The 15,384-nt window shown below is 43.5% G+C and carries 16 protein-coding genes; 4 read left to right on the forward strand and 12 right to left on the reverse strand.

Annotated features, from left to right (window positions below):
• Positions 1-216 precede the first annotated feature (216 nt).
• From K5Q92_RS14470 to K5Q92_RS14510, 9 genes are all read right to left on the reverse strand, one after another.
• Positions 217-1,065, reverse strand: a complete 849-nt coding sequence (locus K5Q92_RS14470) for an alpha/beta fold hydrolase (RefSeq protein ID WP_220769700.1) — start codon at positions 1,063-1,065, stop codon at positions 217-219.
• A gap of 47 nt (positions 1,066-1,112) precedes the next feature.
• Entirely contained in the window at positions 1,113-1,793 is a 681-nt protein-coding gene (locus K5Q92_RS14475) for a M15 family metallopeptidase (RefSeq protein WP_220769701.1), read from the reverse strand.
• Positions 1,784-2,929: a succinyl-diaminopimelate desuccinylase gene (gene dapE / locus K5Q92_RS14480; RefSeq protein WP_220769702.1), complete on the reverse strand. Its 1,146-nt coding sequence runs from the start codon at positions 2,927-2,929 to the stop codon at positions 1,784-1,786. The genes K5Q92_RS14475 and dapE overlap by 10 nt, the downstream gene beginning before the upstream one ends.
• A complete protein-coding gene (locus K5Q92_RS14485; RefSeq protein ID WP_220769703.1) occupies positions 2,926-3,306 on the reverse strand; it encodes an ArsC family reductase in 381 nt (126 codons plus the stop codon). The genes dapE and K5Q92_RS14485 overlap by 4 nt, the downstream gene beginning before the upstream one ends.
• 134 nt (positions 3,307-3,440) lie before the next feature.
• On the reverse strand, positions 3,441-3,950 hold the full coding sequence (gene crr / locus K5Q92_RS14490; protein ID WP_220769704.1) for a PTS glucose transporter subunit IIA: 510 nt from the start codon (positions 3,948-3,950) through the stop codon (positions 3,441-3,443).
• 62 nt (positions 3,951-4,012) lie between these two features.
• Positions 4,013-5,716: a phosphoenolpyruvate--protein phosphotransferase gene (ptsP, locus tag K5Q92_RS14495; RefSeq protein WP_220769705.1), complete on the reverse strand. Its 1,704-nt coding sequence runs from the start codon at positions 5,714-5,716 to the stop codon at positions 4,013-4,015.
• 10 nt (positions 5,717-5,726) lie between these two features.
• Positions 5,727-5,984: an HPr family phosphocarrier protein gene (locus K5Q92_RS14500; protein WP_220769713.1), complete on the reverse strand. Its 258-nt coding sequence runs from the start codon at positions 5,982-5,984 to the stop codon at positions 5,727-5,729.
• A gap of 76 nt (positions 5,985-6,060) precedes the next feature.
• Positions 6,061-6,447, reverse strand: a complete 387-nt coding sequence (locus K5Q92_RS14505; RefSeq protein WP_220769706.1) for an ACT domain-containing protein — start codon at positions 6,445-6,447, stop codon at positions 6,061-6,063.
• 99 nt (positions 6,448-6,546) lie between these two features.
• On the reverse strand, positions 6,547-8,187 hold the full coding sequence (locus K5Q92_RS14510; RefSeq protein WP_220769707.1) for a methyl-accepting chemotaxis protein: 1,641 nt from the start codon (positions 8,185-8,187) through the stop codon (positions 6,547-6,549).
• Positions 8,188-8,551: 364 nt separating this feature from the next.
• On the opposite strand from K5Q92_RS14510, the gene K5Q92_RS14515 reads away from it, so the two are divergent.
• Positions 8,552-9,256: a DUF3334 family protein gene (locus tag K5Q92_RS14515; protein WP_220769708.1), complete on the forward strand. Its 705-nt coding sequence runs from the start codon at positions 8,552-8,554 to the stop codon at positions 9,254-9,256.
• 68 nt (positions 9,257-9,324) lie between these two features.
• Here K5Q92_RS14515 and K5Q92_RS14520 read toward each other — a convergent pair whose 3' ends face one another.
• Complete coding sequence (locus tag K5Q92_RS14520) at positions 9,325-9,975, reverse strand: PolC-type DNA polymerase III (RefSeq protein ID WP_220769709.1); 651 nt, start codon at positions 9,973-9,975, stop codon at positions 9,325-9,327.
• A 189-nt stretch (positions 9,976-10,164) separates the two neighbouring features.
• Here K5Q92_RS14520 and K5Q92_RS14525 point away from each other — a divergent pair, with 189 nt between their 5' ends.
• Positions 10,165-11,310, forward strand: coding sequence for a cupin domain-containing protein (locus K5Q92_RS14525; RefSeq protein WP_220769710.1), 1,146 nt, complete (start codon positions 10,165-10,167; stop codon positions 11,308-11,310).
• Positions 11,311-11,413: 103 nt separating this feature from the next.
• Here the strand turns inward: K5Q92_RS14525 and K5Q92_RS14530 are convergent, their stop codons facing one another.
• Positions 11,414-12,370: a transporter gene (locus K5Q92_RS14530; protein WP_259649584.1), complete on the reverse strand. Its 957-nt coding sequence runs from the start codon at positions 12,368-12,370 to the stop codon at positions 11,414-11,416.
• A gap of 231 nt (positions 12,371-12,601) precedes the next feature.
• On the opposite strand from K5Q92_RS14530, the gene K5Q92_RS14535 reads away from it, so the two are divergent.
• Entirely contained in the window at positions 12,602-13,099 is a 498-nt protein-coding gene (locus K5Q92_RS14535) for a GreA/GreB family elongation factor (protein WP_220769711.1), read from the forward strand.
• Positions 13,100-13,232: 133 nt separating this feature from the next.
• Complete coding sequence (locus tag K5Q92_RS14540; RefSeq protein ID WP_259649585.1) at positions 13,233-13,589, forward strand: TRL domain-containing protein; 357 nt, start codon at positions 13,233-13,235, stop codon at positions 13,587-13,589.
• A 97-nt stretch (positions 13,590-13,686) separates the two neighbouring features.
• On the opposite strand, the gene K5Q92_RS14545 is transcribed toward K5Q92_RS14540, so the two are convergent.
• Positions 13,687-15,222 (reverse strand): DUF3612 domain-containing protein, encoded by a 1,536-nt coding sequence (locus K5Q92_RS14545; protein WP_220769712.1) that lies wholly within the window; start codon positions 15,220-15,222, stop codon positions 13,687-13,689.
• Positions 15,223-15,384: the final 162 nt, after the last annotated feature.

Here is a 15,384-nt window from a genome sequence, read left to right on the forward strand (position 1 = left end):
AGTTTATCACTGTAACCTAACCTAGCTGGTCTAATCAGTACTATAGAATAGCAATCTTAAATAATTGTTAATATTGTTGCTTTTGTGTGCGCTTATTGCGGACGTCTCGGTGTTAGGTGTTGCGAATATCTTGAGATTAAGTGGTGCTTAGGCTGGTTTGAAATACGTAAATAAAACCAAACCTAAGCATCTAGTGAAAGCCTTGTATTGACACAGCTATACTTGGAAATTAGCCGATAAAAAACTGCTAAGCCTATGATTAATAAAGTCAGGTTGCTCTAAGGTCGAAATGTGGCCGCAATCGGGAATATGTACGAATTCGCTACCATCTATGGCATCATGCATTAAATAGCCTTCTAATACGCTACGCGCTTTATCTTCGACTCCGGTCATGATTAAACAAGGCAGGGTAAGCAGGTGGGCGTCATCCATGGTATCACGGCGGCCGAAAATCATTCTGCCTATCTGATACAGGTTATCAAGATTACTGCTGTCGAAATGCTTTAGTTTTTCCTTGAAAATCTCGACTAATTCGGTTTTTGGATGATTAGCAAAGAAGATTGGAGTAATCGTGTTGATGATTTTGTCTGAAATTGTTTGCTCATTGTTAATGACTTCGAGCATGGCATAATATTTATCGCGAGTTATCTCGGGCTCATAACCGATAAAACTGCCCAACATAACCAAACTTTGCACACGAGTAGGTGCTTTGAGCGCAAGTTCTGCGCCCCACATGGCACCAACAGATAAGCCAATCACAGAGAACTTTTCGATTTGAAGATGATCCATAAGCGACAGCATATGGGCAGCGATATCTTTAAGGTTACGACAATTGCTAGGTAAGGCTCCAGATAAGCCGTGTCCCCAGAGATCTGGAACGATACAGCGATAGTGCTGACTGAGGTGAGCAATCTGAGGTGCCCACATATCACTATCCCACAGGTAACTGTGACCAAGCAGTAAAACGGGGCCTTGGCCAATATCAAGGAAGCTTAGCTCTCTTCCTTCAATCACCAGTTGTTGTCTGTTTTGGGCGTACGGGGTAGTTGTTTCTGTCTTGTTCACAGTGTGATCTCAAATAAGTGTGAATAATTTAAATTTAAAAGGGTTCACTAGCAGTTAGGGATAGGAGCGACTCTTATTACGTATTCATTAATGAGAGAATCCAACTGGGCTAGTATTGTCTCTTTCTCTAGGATGTCTGAAGACTCCAGCACCGATTTAACTGATTGCAAATTATAAGCTTCAAGGTAGCCAGCTGAAACGGGAAAATAGCTCAAGTGCCAAGGCTCTGGGCTTACACCACTTAGCAACGGCTGATAGGGTCGGTAAAATCCGTAATCTTGTGCGTGAATGCTCAACCATTGATCTAATTCAAAACAGGGACCGTTAGTTTGATATTCGGATGAAATTAGGCGGAGATCTTCACGGTTTATTCGGCTGCCATCAAAAATATCGATATCAGTACCCCAGTGATGGCGTGACATACCTGGGATAGCAGACCATATAAGGATAAGATTTACCAACTCATTTGAAGATAGATTTCCTATCGATACTGGCTTGGATTCTCTGTTTAACAGGACTCTTTTACCGCTTGCTTTAGCATTCCAAATGGAAAGTTGTTTCTCGAAATCACGATATGCAGAGCAGATCTGAAGATCGATACCGTCGTTAACAGCTGCACGCTGCATTGTTAAAAATGCAGCGGCAGTATTCTTTTCCAAAAGGTGCCCTTGGCAATCGACAAAGCCCTGTTTGTCGAGGCCGTATAGATAGGACTGAGTTACTTGCACAGTAGATTTTCCAAGATAGCTTCGTAGCAGTCGGTGAGCAACTCAAGGTCGGATACCTTCACACACTCGTTCACTTTATGGATGGTGGCATTGACTGGACCGAGTTCGATAACTTGTGCACCAGTTGGGGCTATAAACCGTCCATCGGAAGTTCCCCCTGAGGTTTGAGGATCGGTATCGGAGCCTGTCACTTTTTTAATTGCGGCTTTTGTGGCCTCCAATAGAGGTCCTTCACCTGTTAAGAAAGGTAATCCGTTAAAGACCCAGTCGATATCATAATCTAAGCCATGGGCATCTAGAATATTGAGTACACGCTCAATCAAAACCTCGGCGGTAACTTCTGTGGAGTAGCGGAAATTAAACATCACTTCAAGTGCGCCGGGAATAACATTTGATGCGCCAGTGCCGCCGTTAATATTCGCTATTTGAAAGCTGGTCGGTGGAAAGAACTCATTGCCATTGTCCCATTTCATACGGGCTAGCTCATCCAGCGCCGGAGCAGCCTTATGAATAGGGTTGTCGGCTAGGTGAGGGTAGGCGACATGTCCCTGGATCCCTTTCACCGTTAAGTTACCAGTGAGGCTACCACGGCGACCATTTTTTACAATATCACCAAGCTTATGGGTCGACGATGGTTCACCTACTAAGGACCAAGTAATTTTTTCGTTCCGCGCTTCTAAAGTATCGATAACCCGAGTGGTGCCATTGATAAACGGTCCCTCTTCATCACTGGTAATTAGAAATGCAATCGAGCCTTGATGATCTGGATGCTTTTTAACGAAGCGCTCGGTGGCGACAATCATGGCTGCCAATGAACCTTTCATATCGGCAGCACCACGACCATGAAGATATTCGTCAATAACGACAGGATCAAAAGGCGGTGTGTGCCAGCGGTTTAAATCGCCAACAGGAACCACATCGGTGTGGCCCGCAAAACAAAAGACCGGAGACTGCGTTCCTCGCCGAGCCCACATATTAGTTGTATCTTCAAAAACCATTGACTCAATGTCGAAGCCGGCCTGCTGCAACCGTTCGGCCATCAATGGCTGACACCCTTCGTCTAAAGGGGTTACAGATGGGCGAGAAATAAGATCTTTGGCGAGTTTTAGTACTGCGGACTCGTCTTGCTGGCTCATAGATTGAACCACACGCGGTAATCGGCCTCTTTAAAACCAACTAATACCTGATTATTTGCAACTAAAACAGGACGCTTGATCAAGGTCGGATATAGGGTCATGAGCGCAATGGCCTTTTTCTCATTAAGATCGCTTTTCTCTGTCTCGGTAAGATTTCTAAAGCTAGTACTACGCTTATTAAATAGCGTTTCCCAACCAATAGCTGCAACCCATTTTTCAACCTGCTCAGTGTTAAGGCCGTCCTCACGAAAATCATGAAAAGCCACTTCGATTTGATTGGCTTCTAGCCATTTACGTGCTTTACGTACGGTATCGCAGTTCTTAATTCCGAAAAGTCTCAAAGGGTACTCCAATCTGTTTTTATAAATTTTTTGCATTGTGGCATTGCTTTTGAATCGGCTCAAGAGTGAACTGACGTGATAAAGCCTTAGTTGAGTGTTATTCAAGGCGTATCTTTGCAGGTCTAAAAGCTGTCAGTTGAGCCAATTTCAGTTACGCAGATTTTCATGCGCTACAGCATGACTGAAAAGATAACATCTTTGCCTGCTTCGATGTTACCTTGTTTCTTGTCCAAACTTTGTATGTCTTCCATATTGGCAATGAGTACGGGAGTTAGCAAGCTATCGGCGTGCTCGGTTAAATAGTCGAGATCAAACTCTAATATAGGATCCCCGATTTTTACCTCTTGACCCTCTTCTGCTAGGCGCTTAAAGCCATTACCTCTGAGTTCGACAGTGCCTATGCCAAAATGGACAAAAATCTCAAGACCTTGAGTAGATTCGATACTAAATGCATGGTTTGTTTCGAATATTTTTCCTATAGTGCCGTCAATAGGCGCAAGGACCAGTTGGCCTTTGGGCTCGACAGCTAATCCGTCACCTACTATTTTCTCTGAAAAAACGGCATCGGGTACTTTTTCTACGGCAACAATTTTACCGGAAACTGGGGCATAAACATTCACAACACCAGCGATGTCAGCTTGACCTGAGATCAGGCGTCGAATACGGCTTAAAAATCCCATCTATATTTGCCTCTTGCTATGTTCATAGGAGATCGATGAAGGCGATAGCCATTATATCGGTATTATTTGAAACCGTTAATGTAAAGATCTAATTCTTCGATTCTTTTTATCTTTAATGCATGCTTAGCTAGGGTTACGCATGTCTGGTAACTTATATCACGTAAGCCTGATTTTACCTCTAATAGTGAACTTAAATTGACGCTAAGCTCATCGATCCCCATACCTACGAGTAAGGGAGCTATTTTTGGATCGCTGCCTAGTTCACCACATAATGAAACCCTAATATTGTTTTCTTTGGCAAGGTCGACCGCGGTTTTTATGAGCTGTAATACAGCAGGCGACAGCGACGGGTAGGTTTTTGTTAGCGACGGATTGGTTCTGTCCGCTGCCATCGTATACTGGGTCAAGTCATTGGTGCCTAGGCTAATAAAGTCGAGCAAAGGTAACATAGAAGATAGGTTGAGTACCGCTGCAGGAGTTTCAACCACAATTCCATAGCTTAGTTGGCCAAAGCCTTTTTCCTCTTCTACTAGCTCAAGTTTACACTCGTCGATGAGCCCTAATAACGCTTCTAATTCTTCAACTTGATTGATCATCGGGAACATTAGACGAATGGCACCGTGATTGGCGGCTCTTAGAATGGCCTTCATCTGGGTTTTGAAAAGTTCAGGGTTGGCCAGACTATAGCGGATCCCTCTAATGCCTAATGCTGGATTATCCTCTATTAATGGCGTCAGACATGGCAGCTCTTTATCTGCGCCGACATCTAAGGTTCTGATGGTAAAGGTTTTGCCTTCCATCAAATGCAGTGCATCGCAGTAAAAGTGGTATTGGGTTTTTTCATCGGGCAGTGTACTGGTATTCATTAACATGAATTCGGTTCTAAACAGTCCAATCCCTTCTGCTCCAACGTCGGCTAAGTGGCTGATCTCGTTTAGGCTACCAACATTCGCTAACAGAGATACGCAGTGACCATCCAAGGTTTCGGTTGGTAGATCTTTAAGGGTCAATAATTGTTGCTTGCGTTCAACATCCTGCTGCATTAATAGCATTAATTGAGCGTGACGTTGGCTCGTTGGCTCAATCACTAGCTCACCGTCGATGGCATTAAGAACGACTTGAGCACCATTTTTAATATTAGCCTGCTCATATTGGCAGCTAAGCAGGGCGGGTATACCGGCACTACGGGCGAGAATAGCTGTATGGCTGGTAATACCGCCAGTATTAAGCACTAAGCCTGTTATATGCTCAAGAGGAAGCATAGCGAATTCGGCAGGCGTTAAATCGTGTGCGAAGATAATAGTATCTTGCTTAAGTTGACTGACATCGAGATGCTGTGCGCCATTTAGTCGGGCAATGAGACGATTACTTAAACAGAGCATATCCTGAGCACGATTAGCTAAATAGGGGTCGTCTAATTGCTCTAACTCCGATGCTTGATAGGTAAAAATACGCTCAATTGCAACTGCTGCGCGGATCTGCAGTGCTGTTATCGCCTCTTCGATTTGGTTAACTAGCTCTTCATCTTCCAATAGAAGAATATCGGCTTCGATAAGCTCGAAATGGCTGGTTTTAGGTTCTAATTTGGTAAGCCCTTGGACCAAGTGCAGCTTTTGAAGCTCAAAGGCTTTTTTTAGTTTTTGAATTTCAACGGGAATTTGAGCTTTAGCTATGACTCTATAGTCGATTTTTTCGTGATGCAAATTGAGGTGTAAAGCCTGACCGAAGGCGATCCCCGATGAAACAACAATTCCAGTAATCGACATAGCAAGACCCTTAACTTAATGTAATGAGTAATTCAGACACTTCTTCCACAGCTTGCTCAGCGCGCTCCCCTTCAGCGATAACTTTAACTGAAACGCCTTGATAAAGTCCCAGTGTTTGCAGCTTGAATAGGCTTTTTGCACTGGCCTTTTTACCGTCACACTCCACTATGATGTTGCAGTCGAAAGACTTAGCCTTTTTAACCAAAAGTGCTGCAGGCCGGGTGTGAATGCCGTGTTTAGCGGTAATGGTCACTACTTTTTCATACATCATCTTTAAACTCTTAGAAGTAGCTAATGGCTAGCTCAATTTATGCGTAGGAGTGATTAATCTAAGAACTATTAAGCTAATAATCAATTATTTGATAGTTTTTCTTTTTGAGCGCCTTGGTCGCAGCTGCTAAGGTGTCTTTTTTTACCAGAATATAGTCTGTATCGAAGGTGGAGATAGCAAAAATACTGATCTTTTCATTGGCAAGTGTTCCGGAGACGTTAGCGAGGATCCCAGTCATTGAAAAACCTAATGGACCGATCACTTCGAGGCAGCGCCAGTCATCTTCCTGCTCAAGGCTATTTAGAGCAAGCTTAGATGAAACAACGACTGAGATCTCATCCTTAGTTTTGCCAATAAAATACATCTCTTGCTGAAAAATTTCCGCGGGAATAGTGCAGTCAGATGAAAAGCTATGGATAGTGTAGAGCTCGGGGTGAGTCGCTAAGGTCATACGAGCCATAAATTTACTCTTAGATAAGTTCCCTTTGTGAATTTAGCTTATCACAAATGGTTAAGAGCGCGAGGGCGAATATTGCCCTCGGATCTGAATTGGCGATTGTTAGTTAACTTTAAACTGGCCTAAGGTTTGTGCGCAGTCTTTACTGATGGTCTGAAGAGATATAGCCGCATTATGGTTACTTTCATTGGCTTTTACCGATACTTCGGTAAGCTCTGTGATAGTACAGATATTACGATTTATCTCCTCGGTTACAATGGATTGTTCCTCTGTAGCGCTGGCCAGCTGAGTATTCATGTCGCTAATATGGGCGATGAGATTGAGTATATCGTTCAATGACTCACTGACGCCCTTAGCTTGTGATTGAACCTGCTGTGATTGGTTCTGGTTCTGCTCGTTACTAGCGACAACCAAATTTACACCCGATTGAATATCTTTGATGATCCCTTGAATTTCATTGGTGGAATCTTGGGTGCGATTGGCTAAGGCACGAACTTCATCTGCTACAACAGCAAAACCACGACCGTGACTTCCAGCTCTAGCGGCTTCAATGGCGGCATTAAGTGCAAGAAGATTAGTTTGCTCTGCTATGGCGCGGATCACATCCAAGATACTACCGATCTGTACCGATGATTGACCTAGGGTGTGGGTCAGCTGTTGCGCATGTATAAGTTCATCGGCAAGATGTTGAACATTATCAAGTGTTGAGTTCATCATCGACATACTCTGTTGAGCTTGGTGTTTAACACTGTTAGCCGCATCTGCTGCTTGGTTAGTGCTGCTTGCCATCTCTTGGGTTGTGGACAGCATTTGATTAATTGCCGTTGCCACGCTAGAGGTTTCTCGATGCAGGTGCTCGACGCTGCTATTAGACTCTTCGACTGCGGTTAGCAGGCCGATAGCATCTCTATCTAAATTTTTACCAATAGGTTGAAGTTGAGCGACCATGTCGTGAATTTTGACTACAAACAGGTTAAAAGCCTCAGCCAACTCTGCGACTTCATCTTTGCCTTTAGTTGGTAGCTTTTGTGTTAGATCGCCTTCACCCTGTGCGATATCCTTCATTGCGGCGATGGCATCTTTTAGTGGTGCAGTGATAGAGACATTAAGTACTAAGAAAAAAAGAAAAATCGGTACGGAAATTATTAGCATAATGACTAAGTAATCTAGCGCCATCGAATACATGAGTTCTTCGATTTCACTCATATCGCTGCCTGTCATCACGGTCCAGCCCCAGGGCTGGTACAGTTTAGCCTCCATCAGCTTAGCTTCTAACTGACCGCTACTTGGATTTGGAAAGCTAATTTGCGCCTTAGCCGACGCTTGGGTTGCGGCTAGGTTGATTAAGGCGTCTAGATTGGCTTGTTCTTGCGATTGAACAAGGCTGGTGGCGCTTTGTGATAGGGCATTCGTATCTGCACCGTGAACGATAATATTTCGCTGAGCGTCTAAGATGATGAAGTGACCATCATTTCCAAAATGGATCTGATTAATCAATTGAGCGGCACTTTGCTGAGCCTTAATAATATCGACAGCCTGACCATCTACTTGCTGGTTATTAGCTTCGATGATCTTAATCGCTGTATTAATGAGAGCATCATTTTGTAGCCATTTCTGAGCGATAATATTGTTGTACTGTTTGTTGATTGAAAAACTGGCGAAACAAACAGTACCGATTGCTGCAAGCATGAGCATTAAGATTAAGCGCTGTAGAATAGTAAACTGTCTTAGTAGGGCTGTCATAGCGTTGTAGCTCTGTTTACGAATACGTATATAAAACTTACTCTTAATGTCGCTAAGGTGAAACAGTAAGCGTATGTTTATTTTAAAAATGTTAACTGTATCTGCCAAGAGGTTCGTGGGTGATATCTGCTCGATTTTGCGCAAGGCGTCATAGAATTTGTTTGATCAGGGTGATATCACTATATGTGCTGGCAAATTAAGTTGGGTAGGCTAGAATTTCACCTGATTGCCATATCAAGTGCTGTGTCAGTCGGTTGCTATTTTTTTTAAAAGGGGAAACTCGTTTAATTTGTTTTGCTGTTTTACTTTGTTTTGTTAATTCGCTAGGGCAATATGTCTCGACTATTTTAAAAAGGTTAATTTTATGCAAGCCACTGTATCAGTTACGACCGATGATATTTTATTAAAGCTATGCCACTCAGTATCTCATGTCCTTTTTAGCACGACGCATAGTCAAGTTAGCCACGCAGGTATGGTGCAATCTATTACCCGTACCTGTTTAAAGCCTGATTTAGGTTGTTTCTCTATTTTCGATGGCGGTTTTTCTGGCTTGGTGGTGATTAACTTTTCGGCGCCTGCTGCGCTTGAGATCTATCGAGAATACATGCTTAACATGGGGATGCCTGAGTCCGATCTTGCTTTTTCACATACTTCAGATGAAGTTGGTAATGTGATGGGCGAATTGATGAACCAGATCTTAGGGGATTTCATCAACAAAATAAGCAAAGAGTTGCAAACGAGCATCAGTCAAAGTCAACCTAAGATGCTGACTATTAATAAAGAGTTGACAATATCGATCGATACCAACCTAGATGAAGCAGTAGCGAGAAGAGTATCGTTTAAGACCAAAAATAATCATATTTTCTATCTCGAATTTGCCATGGATAAGACTGAGTTTATCAAGTTAAGTGAATTCGAAGCGGATGATGATTTTGATTTAGATGAGTTGCTTGCAGAGCACGGTCAGATTTTAGCAAATTCCAATCCTACGCCTGTTTCAAACATCTCAGAGAAAAAGGAAGCGAGTAAAACTGACGCTGACGATCTACTCGATGAGTTAGGCCTATAAAACTCTCTCTCCTAGCAACCTAGCAAATGTTAGCTGGATTTACGCACTGATTAAACAGTGCGTAAATGCTATTTTTGTCGTTTAAGATATTGGTTTACATTCGATTTACTCTGCTTGGCAATACTCTGTAATAACCCAAAGTCAGGCTTGATTAATTGGTAGTCTAGGTGCAAATCTTCTAGCATGGTCAGCCATAAGTTTGCGGTCATTTCACTATCGGCTAGGGCTCGGTGAAATACACCATCATGTTCAATATTCTTATAACTAACTAGGCTTCCCAACTTATGATTCGGCGCATCTTGGTAGAGTCTGCGTGCTATGAGCATGGAGCAAGCAAATTGACCGACATAATGACTACCAATTCGATTAAGCTCGGCATCAAGAAATCGTTGGTCGAAAGAGGCGTTATGGGCAACCAAGTTATAGTCACCGATAAAGTCAGCAAATTGCAGCATAACTTCTTCGCATGAAGGCGCATCAGTTAACATGGCGTTTGTAATCCCTGTATAACTTTCGATAAAGCCGCTTACTCTAAAGCCTGGATTCATTAGCTGCTGAAAACGGTCTATAACTTTACCATCTTTGAGCATGACCGCCCCTATCTCAATCGCACGGTCGCCCTGAGTTGGTGACAAGCCAGTGGTTTCAAAGTCGAGTACGATAACGGTATCGGCGGGGCGAGATAGGGTGGCGAGTTTGCTATTGGTCAATTTAATCATTCGTCTGTAATGTTTGCTTGGTATTGTATTGATCCGGCTATTACAGTCAATTAGCTTTGCTTTCGTTAACTTCGCTTTTTAATAATTTCGTTAATAGCTGCACCGAGTAAGCATGTTTTCATGATCCCTACGTGATTTTTATCTGGTCACATTTGATAGAATGCGTGCAAATTTTCGTGAGTTAATAGCATGCAATTAGATATAAATGGTTTAACGCCAAAGGAATTTCTTGAGCAGTACTGGCAAAAGAAACCGCTTGTGATCCGCCAAGGATTTAAAAACTTTAAAGATCTGCTTTCTCCAGATGAGATGGCTGGACTAGCTTGTGATGAAATGGTCGAGTCCCGCAGGGTCTACCGAGAAAAAGGGGAGTGGCAAGCTGAGTTTGGTCCATTTGAATCTTATGAGCATCTCGGTGAAACCGATTGGACATTGATTGTTCAAGCATTAAATAATTGGGTGCCTCAAGCTGAAGATCTGCTTAAGTGTTTTGACTTTATCCCACGCTGGCGTTTAGACGATGTAATGGTTAGTTATGCTGTGCCAGGTGGTGGAGTGGGCCCACATATCGATCTCTACGATGTGTTTATCTGTCAGGGTTCAGGAAGACGTAGATGGCGTGTCGGAGACTTAGGGCCACACAAAGAGTTTGCTGCTCATCCTGCACTGCTTCATACCGAAGCATTTGAGCCGATCATAGATGTTGAATTATTACCGGGTGATATTCTTTATCTGCCACCAGGGTACCCCCATGACGGCGTCACCCTAGAGCCATCGATGAGTTTCTCTGTAGGCTATCGCACAGCATCTTCGCGCGATATGGTGAGTGCTTTGGCTGACCACCTTATCGATAATGAGCTTGGTACTAAACAGATCACCGATCCGGACCGCGGTCTTAGTCAACACTCTGGATTAATTGATGACCGAGATCTTAGCCGCATTAAGCAGCAACTTGTAGATACCTTGGACGACACCTTAATTAGTGAGTTTAGTGGTCGTTATCTGACGCAATCTAAGTGCGAACTGGATTTACCGGAGGCTCATCTTGGCTTCGATGTTGAAGATGTTAAGGCGATTATCGCCGAACAGCCCTTGATCCGCTTAGGGGGTCTACGTTGCCTCTATTTTGCTGCGACTATAGGCTCAGGTGTCATGTACATCAATGGTGAGCAAGTGCAGTTTGCTAAAGGTGCTTCAGAGGTTATCGAAGCTTGCTGTAACAAACAGATGCTTACCCTTGAAGATATTCAAACTTGGTTTGATGATGAAGCCGTTATGGCGCAGTTAACGCAGTGGGTTAATGCGGGCTATTGGTATTTTGACGATTTAGACTGAGAGTGACCGTTCGTAGTATTATCTATAGGCGCGATCCTTGATATAAACAGAGCTCAATTGCAGTTTAAGCGGTTGGGCTTTTTATATCCTGATGGGTATGACATTAAAATCGGTATTGCCATAATGCGCCAAAAGTATCGAAGTCGTTACCTACTTCAGTGATGACACCTGTGTTGGCGTAGAGCTTTACACTGTGTTGGGCGCTCACGGGGATCGAATAGGTGATGCCGAAACGTGAGTTACGCTGATCATCGGATGAGGCAATATTATCTTTTTTGGTTTCTCCACCAAAAAATAGATTAGCGTTCAATGAGACCCAGTGTCCACGGCTAATGTTATAGATGAGGTGGCCTTGGAGCGTATATTGGGGTTCTTGTTGTAAGCGAGTGTCGTTAAAATATTCATCATTATCACCATATAGCCGAACTGACGCTATCAGGTCGTAATACCAGCGCCCGAGCTTATGTGACATACCAATACCTGGGCGAAATACCCAACGATTGGTTCCGGTATTGAGTAGTTTACCTGAGTCGTAACTGCCAATCGGCAAAGCAATCTGCATACTCGCTCCAACGACAACGCCTTGCTGCCAGCTGGAGAAATCTTTCGGTTCTAATGCTGGTGCGCCAAAAAAATTCCAGGTTAGCCTTATTGTCGGATCACCATATCCACAGCGGTCAGCATAGAGGCGTTCAGAATTAATTGTTGCGCTACCTTCATAGCAGACGCGGGTAGTAGAAAGATCAATCTTTGATGAACTACCCGCTAAGGCGAAGGTGTGTGCGTACCCAATAACGGCTGCATCGATAGTTAAGTTTGCATCTGTTATCGGCGCTGTTGGAGCTGGGGATAGCTCACCTTCGGAATGTACGATACCTGCAGCTAAGAAGTTCAATCCAATAGGAATGTTAGTGTAACTACGAGGTTCAAGATCTTGAGCCAAGCAAGGTTTACACAACAATAATAGGGGAGACAATATAAACCATTTCAGCCTAACAGGAGCGAAGCCAAGGGAGTTGATTAATATTTCATTCCAAGCCAGGTTGTATTGATTTTTCAATCTTATTCCTTTACCGACTGCGATAAACACAGCTCTTTTCAAGCCGGATTTAACGGATAAACACCTATGACCTTGCTTTCAATAATCCAAGCAATTAACACTAAGCTAACAATTCAGCGCTGTTTATCAAGTGGATTTTTGTCTAGACACCGAATTATTAATACGCCATCGTAGAGCGGTTTTGGTACTCTTAGTATAGTGGCAGCTTTATACTCAGGATAAGCAAGAGAAGTGTTACCTATTAATCAGTTGCATCACCTTATTCGACGGGAACTGGAAAAAGCACTCGTCAGTGCCATCGCAGCAGCAAAGCGAGCCCATGAAACGGCAACTGACACGGAGAGTATTGCTAAGAGTAAGTATGAAACATTTGGCCTAGAAGCATCCTATCTCGCACACGGACAGTCTGTGAGGGTAGCGCAATGTCAAGCCGATATAAGAGATTTTGACGCCTTGTTTACCCGATTAAGTGGCGTGTCAGAGGTCAATGTGCCTAAGGTGGGCTTAGGAAAGCTAGTAGAGTTGATGGACACCGAAGGGAAAAGCCAATATCTGTTTGTTGGACCAGGCGCTGGTGGCTTAAAGGTAACTTGGAATAAATATTCGGTGATGGTTGTCACGCTCGCGTCTCCACTTGGCAGAGCTATGATGAATAAAGAGCAAGGAGATGAGTTTAGTTTACTGGTTGCTGGGAACCGTCGCGACTTTGAGATTGTTACGGTGAACTAACTAGCTGCTTAGTAGGCGAAGGCATTTTGCCTATGGGGTGCAGCACATTAATACATTGGCATATCAGCGGGAGTAGGATTGAACAGTTAGCTTCTCTCGTTTTAATAGGAATTATTTTTTAAAGGAATGACTTATGGTAGTAGGGCGTAAATTAGCATTTCTATTGACTGTGTCGCTTACAATGACAGGGTGTAATATCGCCAATCATGGCTCATTTGTGACCAGTACTTATCAGGATAAAGCGACTACAGATACTCTCGTCAAATTAGGGCCTATTTTTGGCGAGAGTTGCCAAACCCAGTTTCTTTATCTGTTCCCTATGGGGGACAGTGTTTCCTCTCCTAAGGCCATTGCCGCAGCTAAAAGCGCTATTCAAGGCACGGTGATCATCACCGATGTGACCATAGACGATTCTCTGTCATTTGGTATTGGTTACTCTGAGCAATGCATTAAGGTTCAAGGTATTGCCTATGGTAAAAAAGTGAAATAAAACTGGATTAAACAAACAGAACTTAGGCCGTTCTGTTTGTTTCTATTTTGCTGCTATATCGACGCTTATCAGTGTTAGCACTTAGCCTTGTTCGCGATTAACTCTCAAGACATTGAGGCTTTCCTGCTTGATAACAGCTTGGTTGTCTTGGACAAACGGCGCCTCTCGCACAAATTAATCTTGCCTCGTTTTTAATGCCTCTCTCTATCCAATTGATATTAAGGATTTTAGCCACGCTCATTAGATTTTGTTTAATATTACTCGGCATCTCTACCGTTCCATTATTTGTTGCGCAAGATTGTTTTAGCTCGGCAGCAATGCTTGCTGCATCACCGCCTTGAGCATCAATTGCAGGGTTAAGATCGATACCCGCACATAAAACGTGATTATTACCCGCCATATCTTTAATTTTTATCGACTCACAACAATAGATCCTTGGCTCATCAGCAACATCAAGTATCGATATCTGCGCCGATGTCCCGACTTTAGGTTCGTTGATCATTCGAAATACGGCCCAGTGTTGGCAGGGATCTTCTACCACGCGCATATTCCCCCAAGGTAGAGGAATACCGTTACCACGATAGACAGCTTTTAGTTTGCCTGGCGCGTAGGCATCGAAGTAATGCCAATGAGGGTAAGGCGACACCACGGTCATTCGTCGCATTGCCACAGAAGCGGAAACGCCTATGGATTTGTTAACATCGATCTCATAGCCGTGTCGATCCAAGAGCTGTCTGAAAGGCACTCTAGGGCAGAGCAGTGCTCCAGCAAAAAAACTCGATTCGAAGTCACGCCATGCATGTAAAATATCTTGTGCATTAAGCGTTGATGAAGTCGGTGCTGCAGGCTCTTCATGGGCGGCGGTATGGCGTCTTCCGGCGGTTAAGACGCATTTTAACCCATCTTTATTATGCAGGACGCAATGGCCAATATGCACAGCCAAATCGTACTTAAGCCGTGTGGGAAAAGACTTGAGCATCTTGTTTAAATAGATGGTGGAAGGCGGTTCAAAAAAAGAGGTGACAACATGGGTGGTGCTAACTCCCATCTCATCAACGACCTCCTGAGGCGTTCTATCGATCCACTTTAATTTGAGTTCTAGTGATTTAGCAATATCTTTAAGATCATCTATCGCAAGCGGCAAGCGTTTATGTCCAACCTCTTCGGCAGCGCGCTCAAGATCAGGAAAGTGGTTCTGGTGGTGCTCTTGATGGGCACGAATTAAGAGGTGAGCAAACTCCCTTCCTGTGGTACCCGTTTGTGACAGCATTTCTGGGATCGCAATCTGTAAAATGTCATTGGAAAAAAGAAAGCTTGGCTCTAACGCCATTCCACTTATACCACCACGGCGTCCTTTATTAGGGGTAATTGCATCATCTTCGGGCACATCATCTAGAAACCAATCTATCTCTTTTTGAAACACCGCGGCGATGACTGCAAGCATGCCTGCGCTAGGTACACGCTTACCACGCTCAATCATGGATAAGTAGGATACAGAGGGGGCTGATTCGGGATCAACACGTACGCAGCGCGCAGAGAGATCTTCCATCGTGAGGTGATTTCTCTTCCTCAAGTTACGGATCTTTGTGCCCAAGAAATGTGACTTTCTGATCAAGCTCTGATTATTTTTCATTCTGTAAAATTCACAATGTAAAATTTTTATTGTGAAATTGTAATGAAAATTACTCTAGACTACAAATCAAGCAATCAAGAAATAGTCTCGAACTCGATTGTGACAACTACAGATAACGACCCGGAATTTCAAAAGTAGAGGATAGGGCCATGGATATATAAA

This window comes from Shewanella sp. MBTL60-007 (assembly GCF_019654915.1).
Lineage (GTDB): Bacteria > Pseudomonadota > Gammaproteobacteria > Enterobacterales > Shewanellaceae > Shewanella.

What these genes read in the sequence shown, in the direction of transcription:
- dapE (WP_220769702.1), bottom strand. Translation starts at nt 2,929, where the DNA reads ATGAGCCAGCAAGACGAGTCCGCAGTACTAAAACTCGCCAAAGATCTT.
- K5Q92_RS14485 (WP_220769703.1), bottom strand. Translation starts at nt 3,306, where the DNA reads ATGCAAAAAATTTATAAAAACAGATTGGAGTACCCTTTGAGACTTTTC.
- crr (WP_220769704.1), bottom strand. Translation starts at nt 3,950, where the DNA reads ATGGGATTTTTAAGCCGTATTCGACGCCTGATCTCAGGTCAAGCTGAC.
- ptsP (WP_220769705.1), bottom strand. Translation starts at nt 5,716, where the DNA reads ATGTCGATTACTGGAATTGTTGTTTCATCGGGGATCGCCTTCGGTCAG.
- K5Q92_RS14500 (WP_220769713.1), bottom strand. Translation starts at nt 5,984, where the DNA reads ATGTATGAAAAAGTAGTGACCATTACCGCTAAACACGGCATTCACACC.
- K5Q92_RS14505 (WP_220769706.1), bottom strand. Translation starts at nt 6,447, where the DNA reads ATGGCTCGTATGACCTTAGCGACTCACCCCGAGCTCTACACTATCCAT.
- K5Q92_RS14510 (WP_220769707.1), bottom strand. Translation starts at nt 8,187, where the DNA reads ATGACAGCCCTACTAAGACAGTTTACTATTCTACAGCGCTTAATCTTA.
- K5Q92_RS14515 (WP_220769708.1), top strand. Translation starts at nt 8,552, where the DNA reads ATGCAAGCCACTGTATCAGTTACGACCGATGATATTTTATTAAAGCTA.
- K5Q92_RS14520 (WP_220769709.1), bottom strand. Translation starts at nt 9,975, where the DNA reads ATGATTAAATTGACCAATAGCAAACTCGCCACCCTATCTCGCCCCGCC.
- K5Q92_RS14525 (WP_220769710.1), top strand. Translation starts at nt 10,165, where the DNA reads ATGCAATTAGATATAAATGGTTTAACGCCAAAGGAATTTCTTGAGCAG.
- K5Q92_RS14540 (WP_259649585.1), top strand. Translation starts at nt 13,233, where the DNA reads ATGGTAGTAGGGCGTAAATTAGCATTTCTATTGACTGTGTCGCTTACA.
- K5Q92_RS14545 (WP_220769712.1), bottom strand. Translation starts at nt 15,222, where the DNA reads ATGAAAAATAATCAGAGCTTGATCAGAAAGTCACATTTCTTGGGCACA.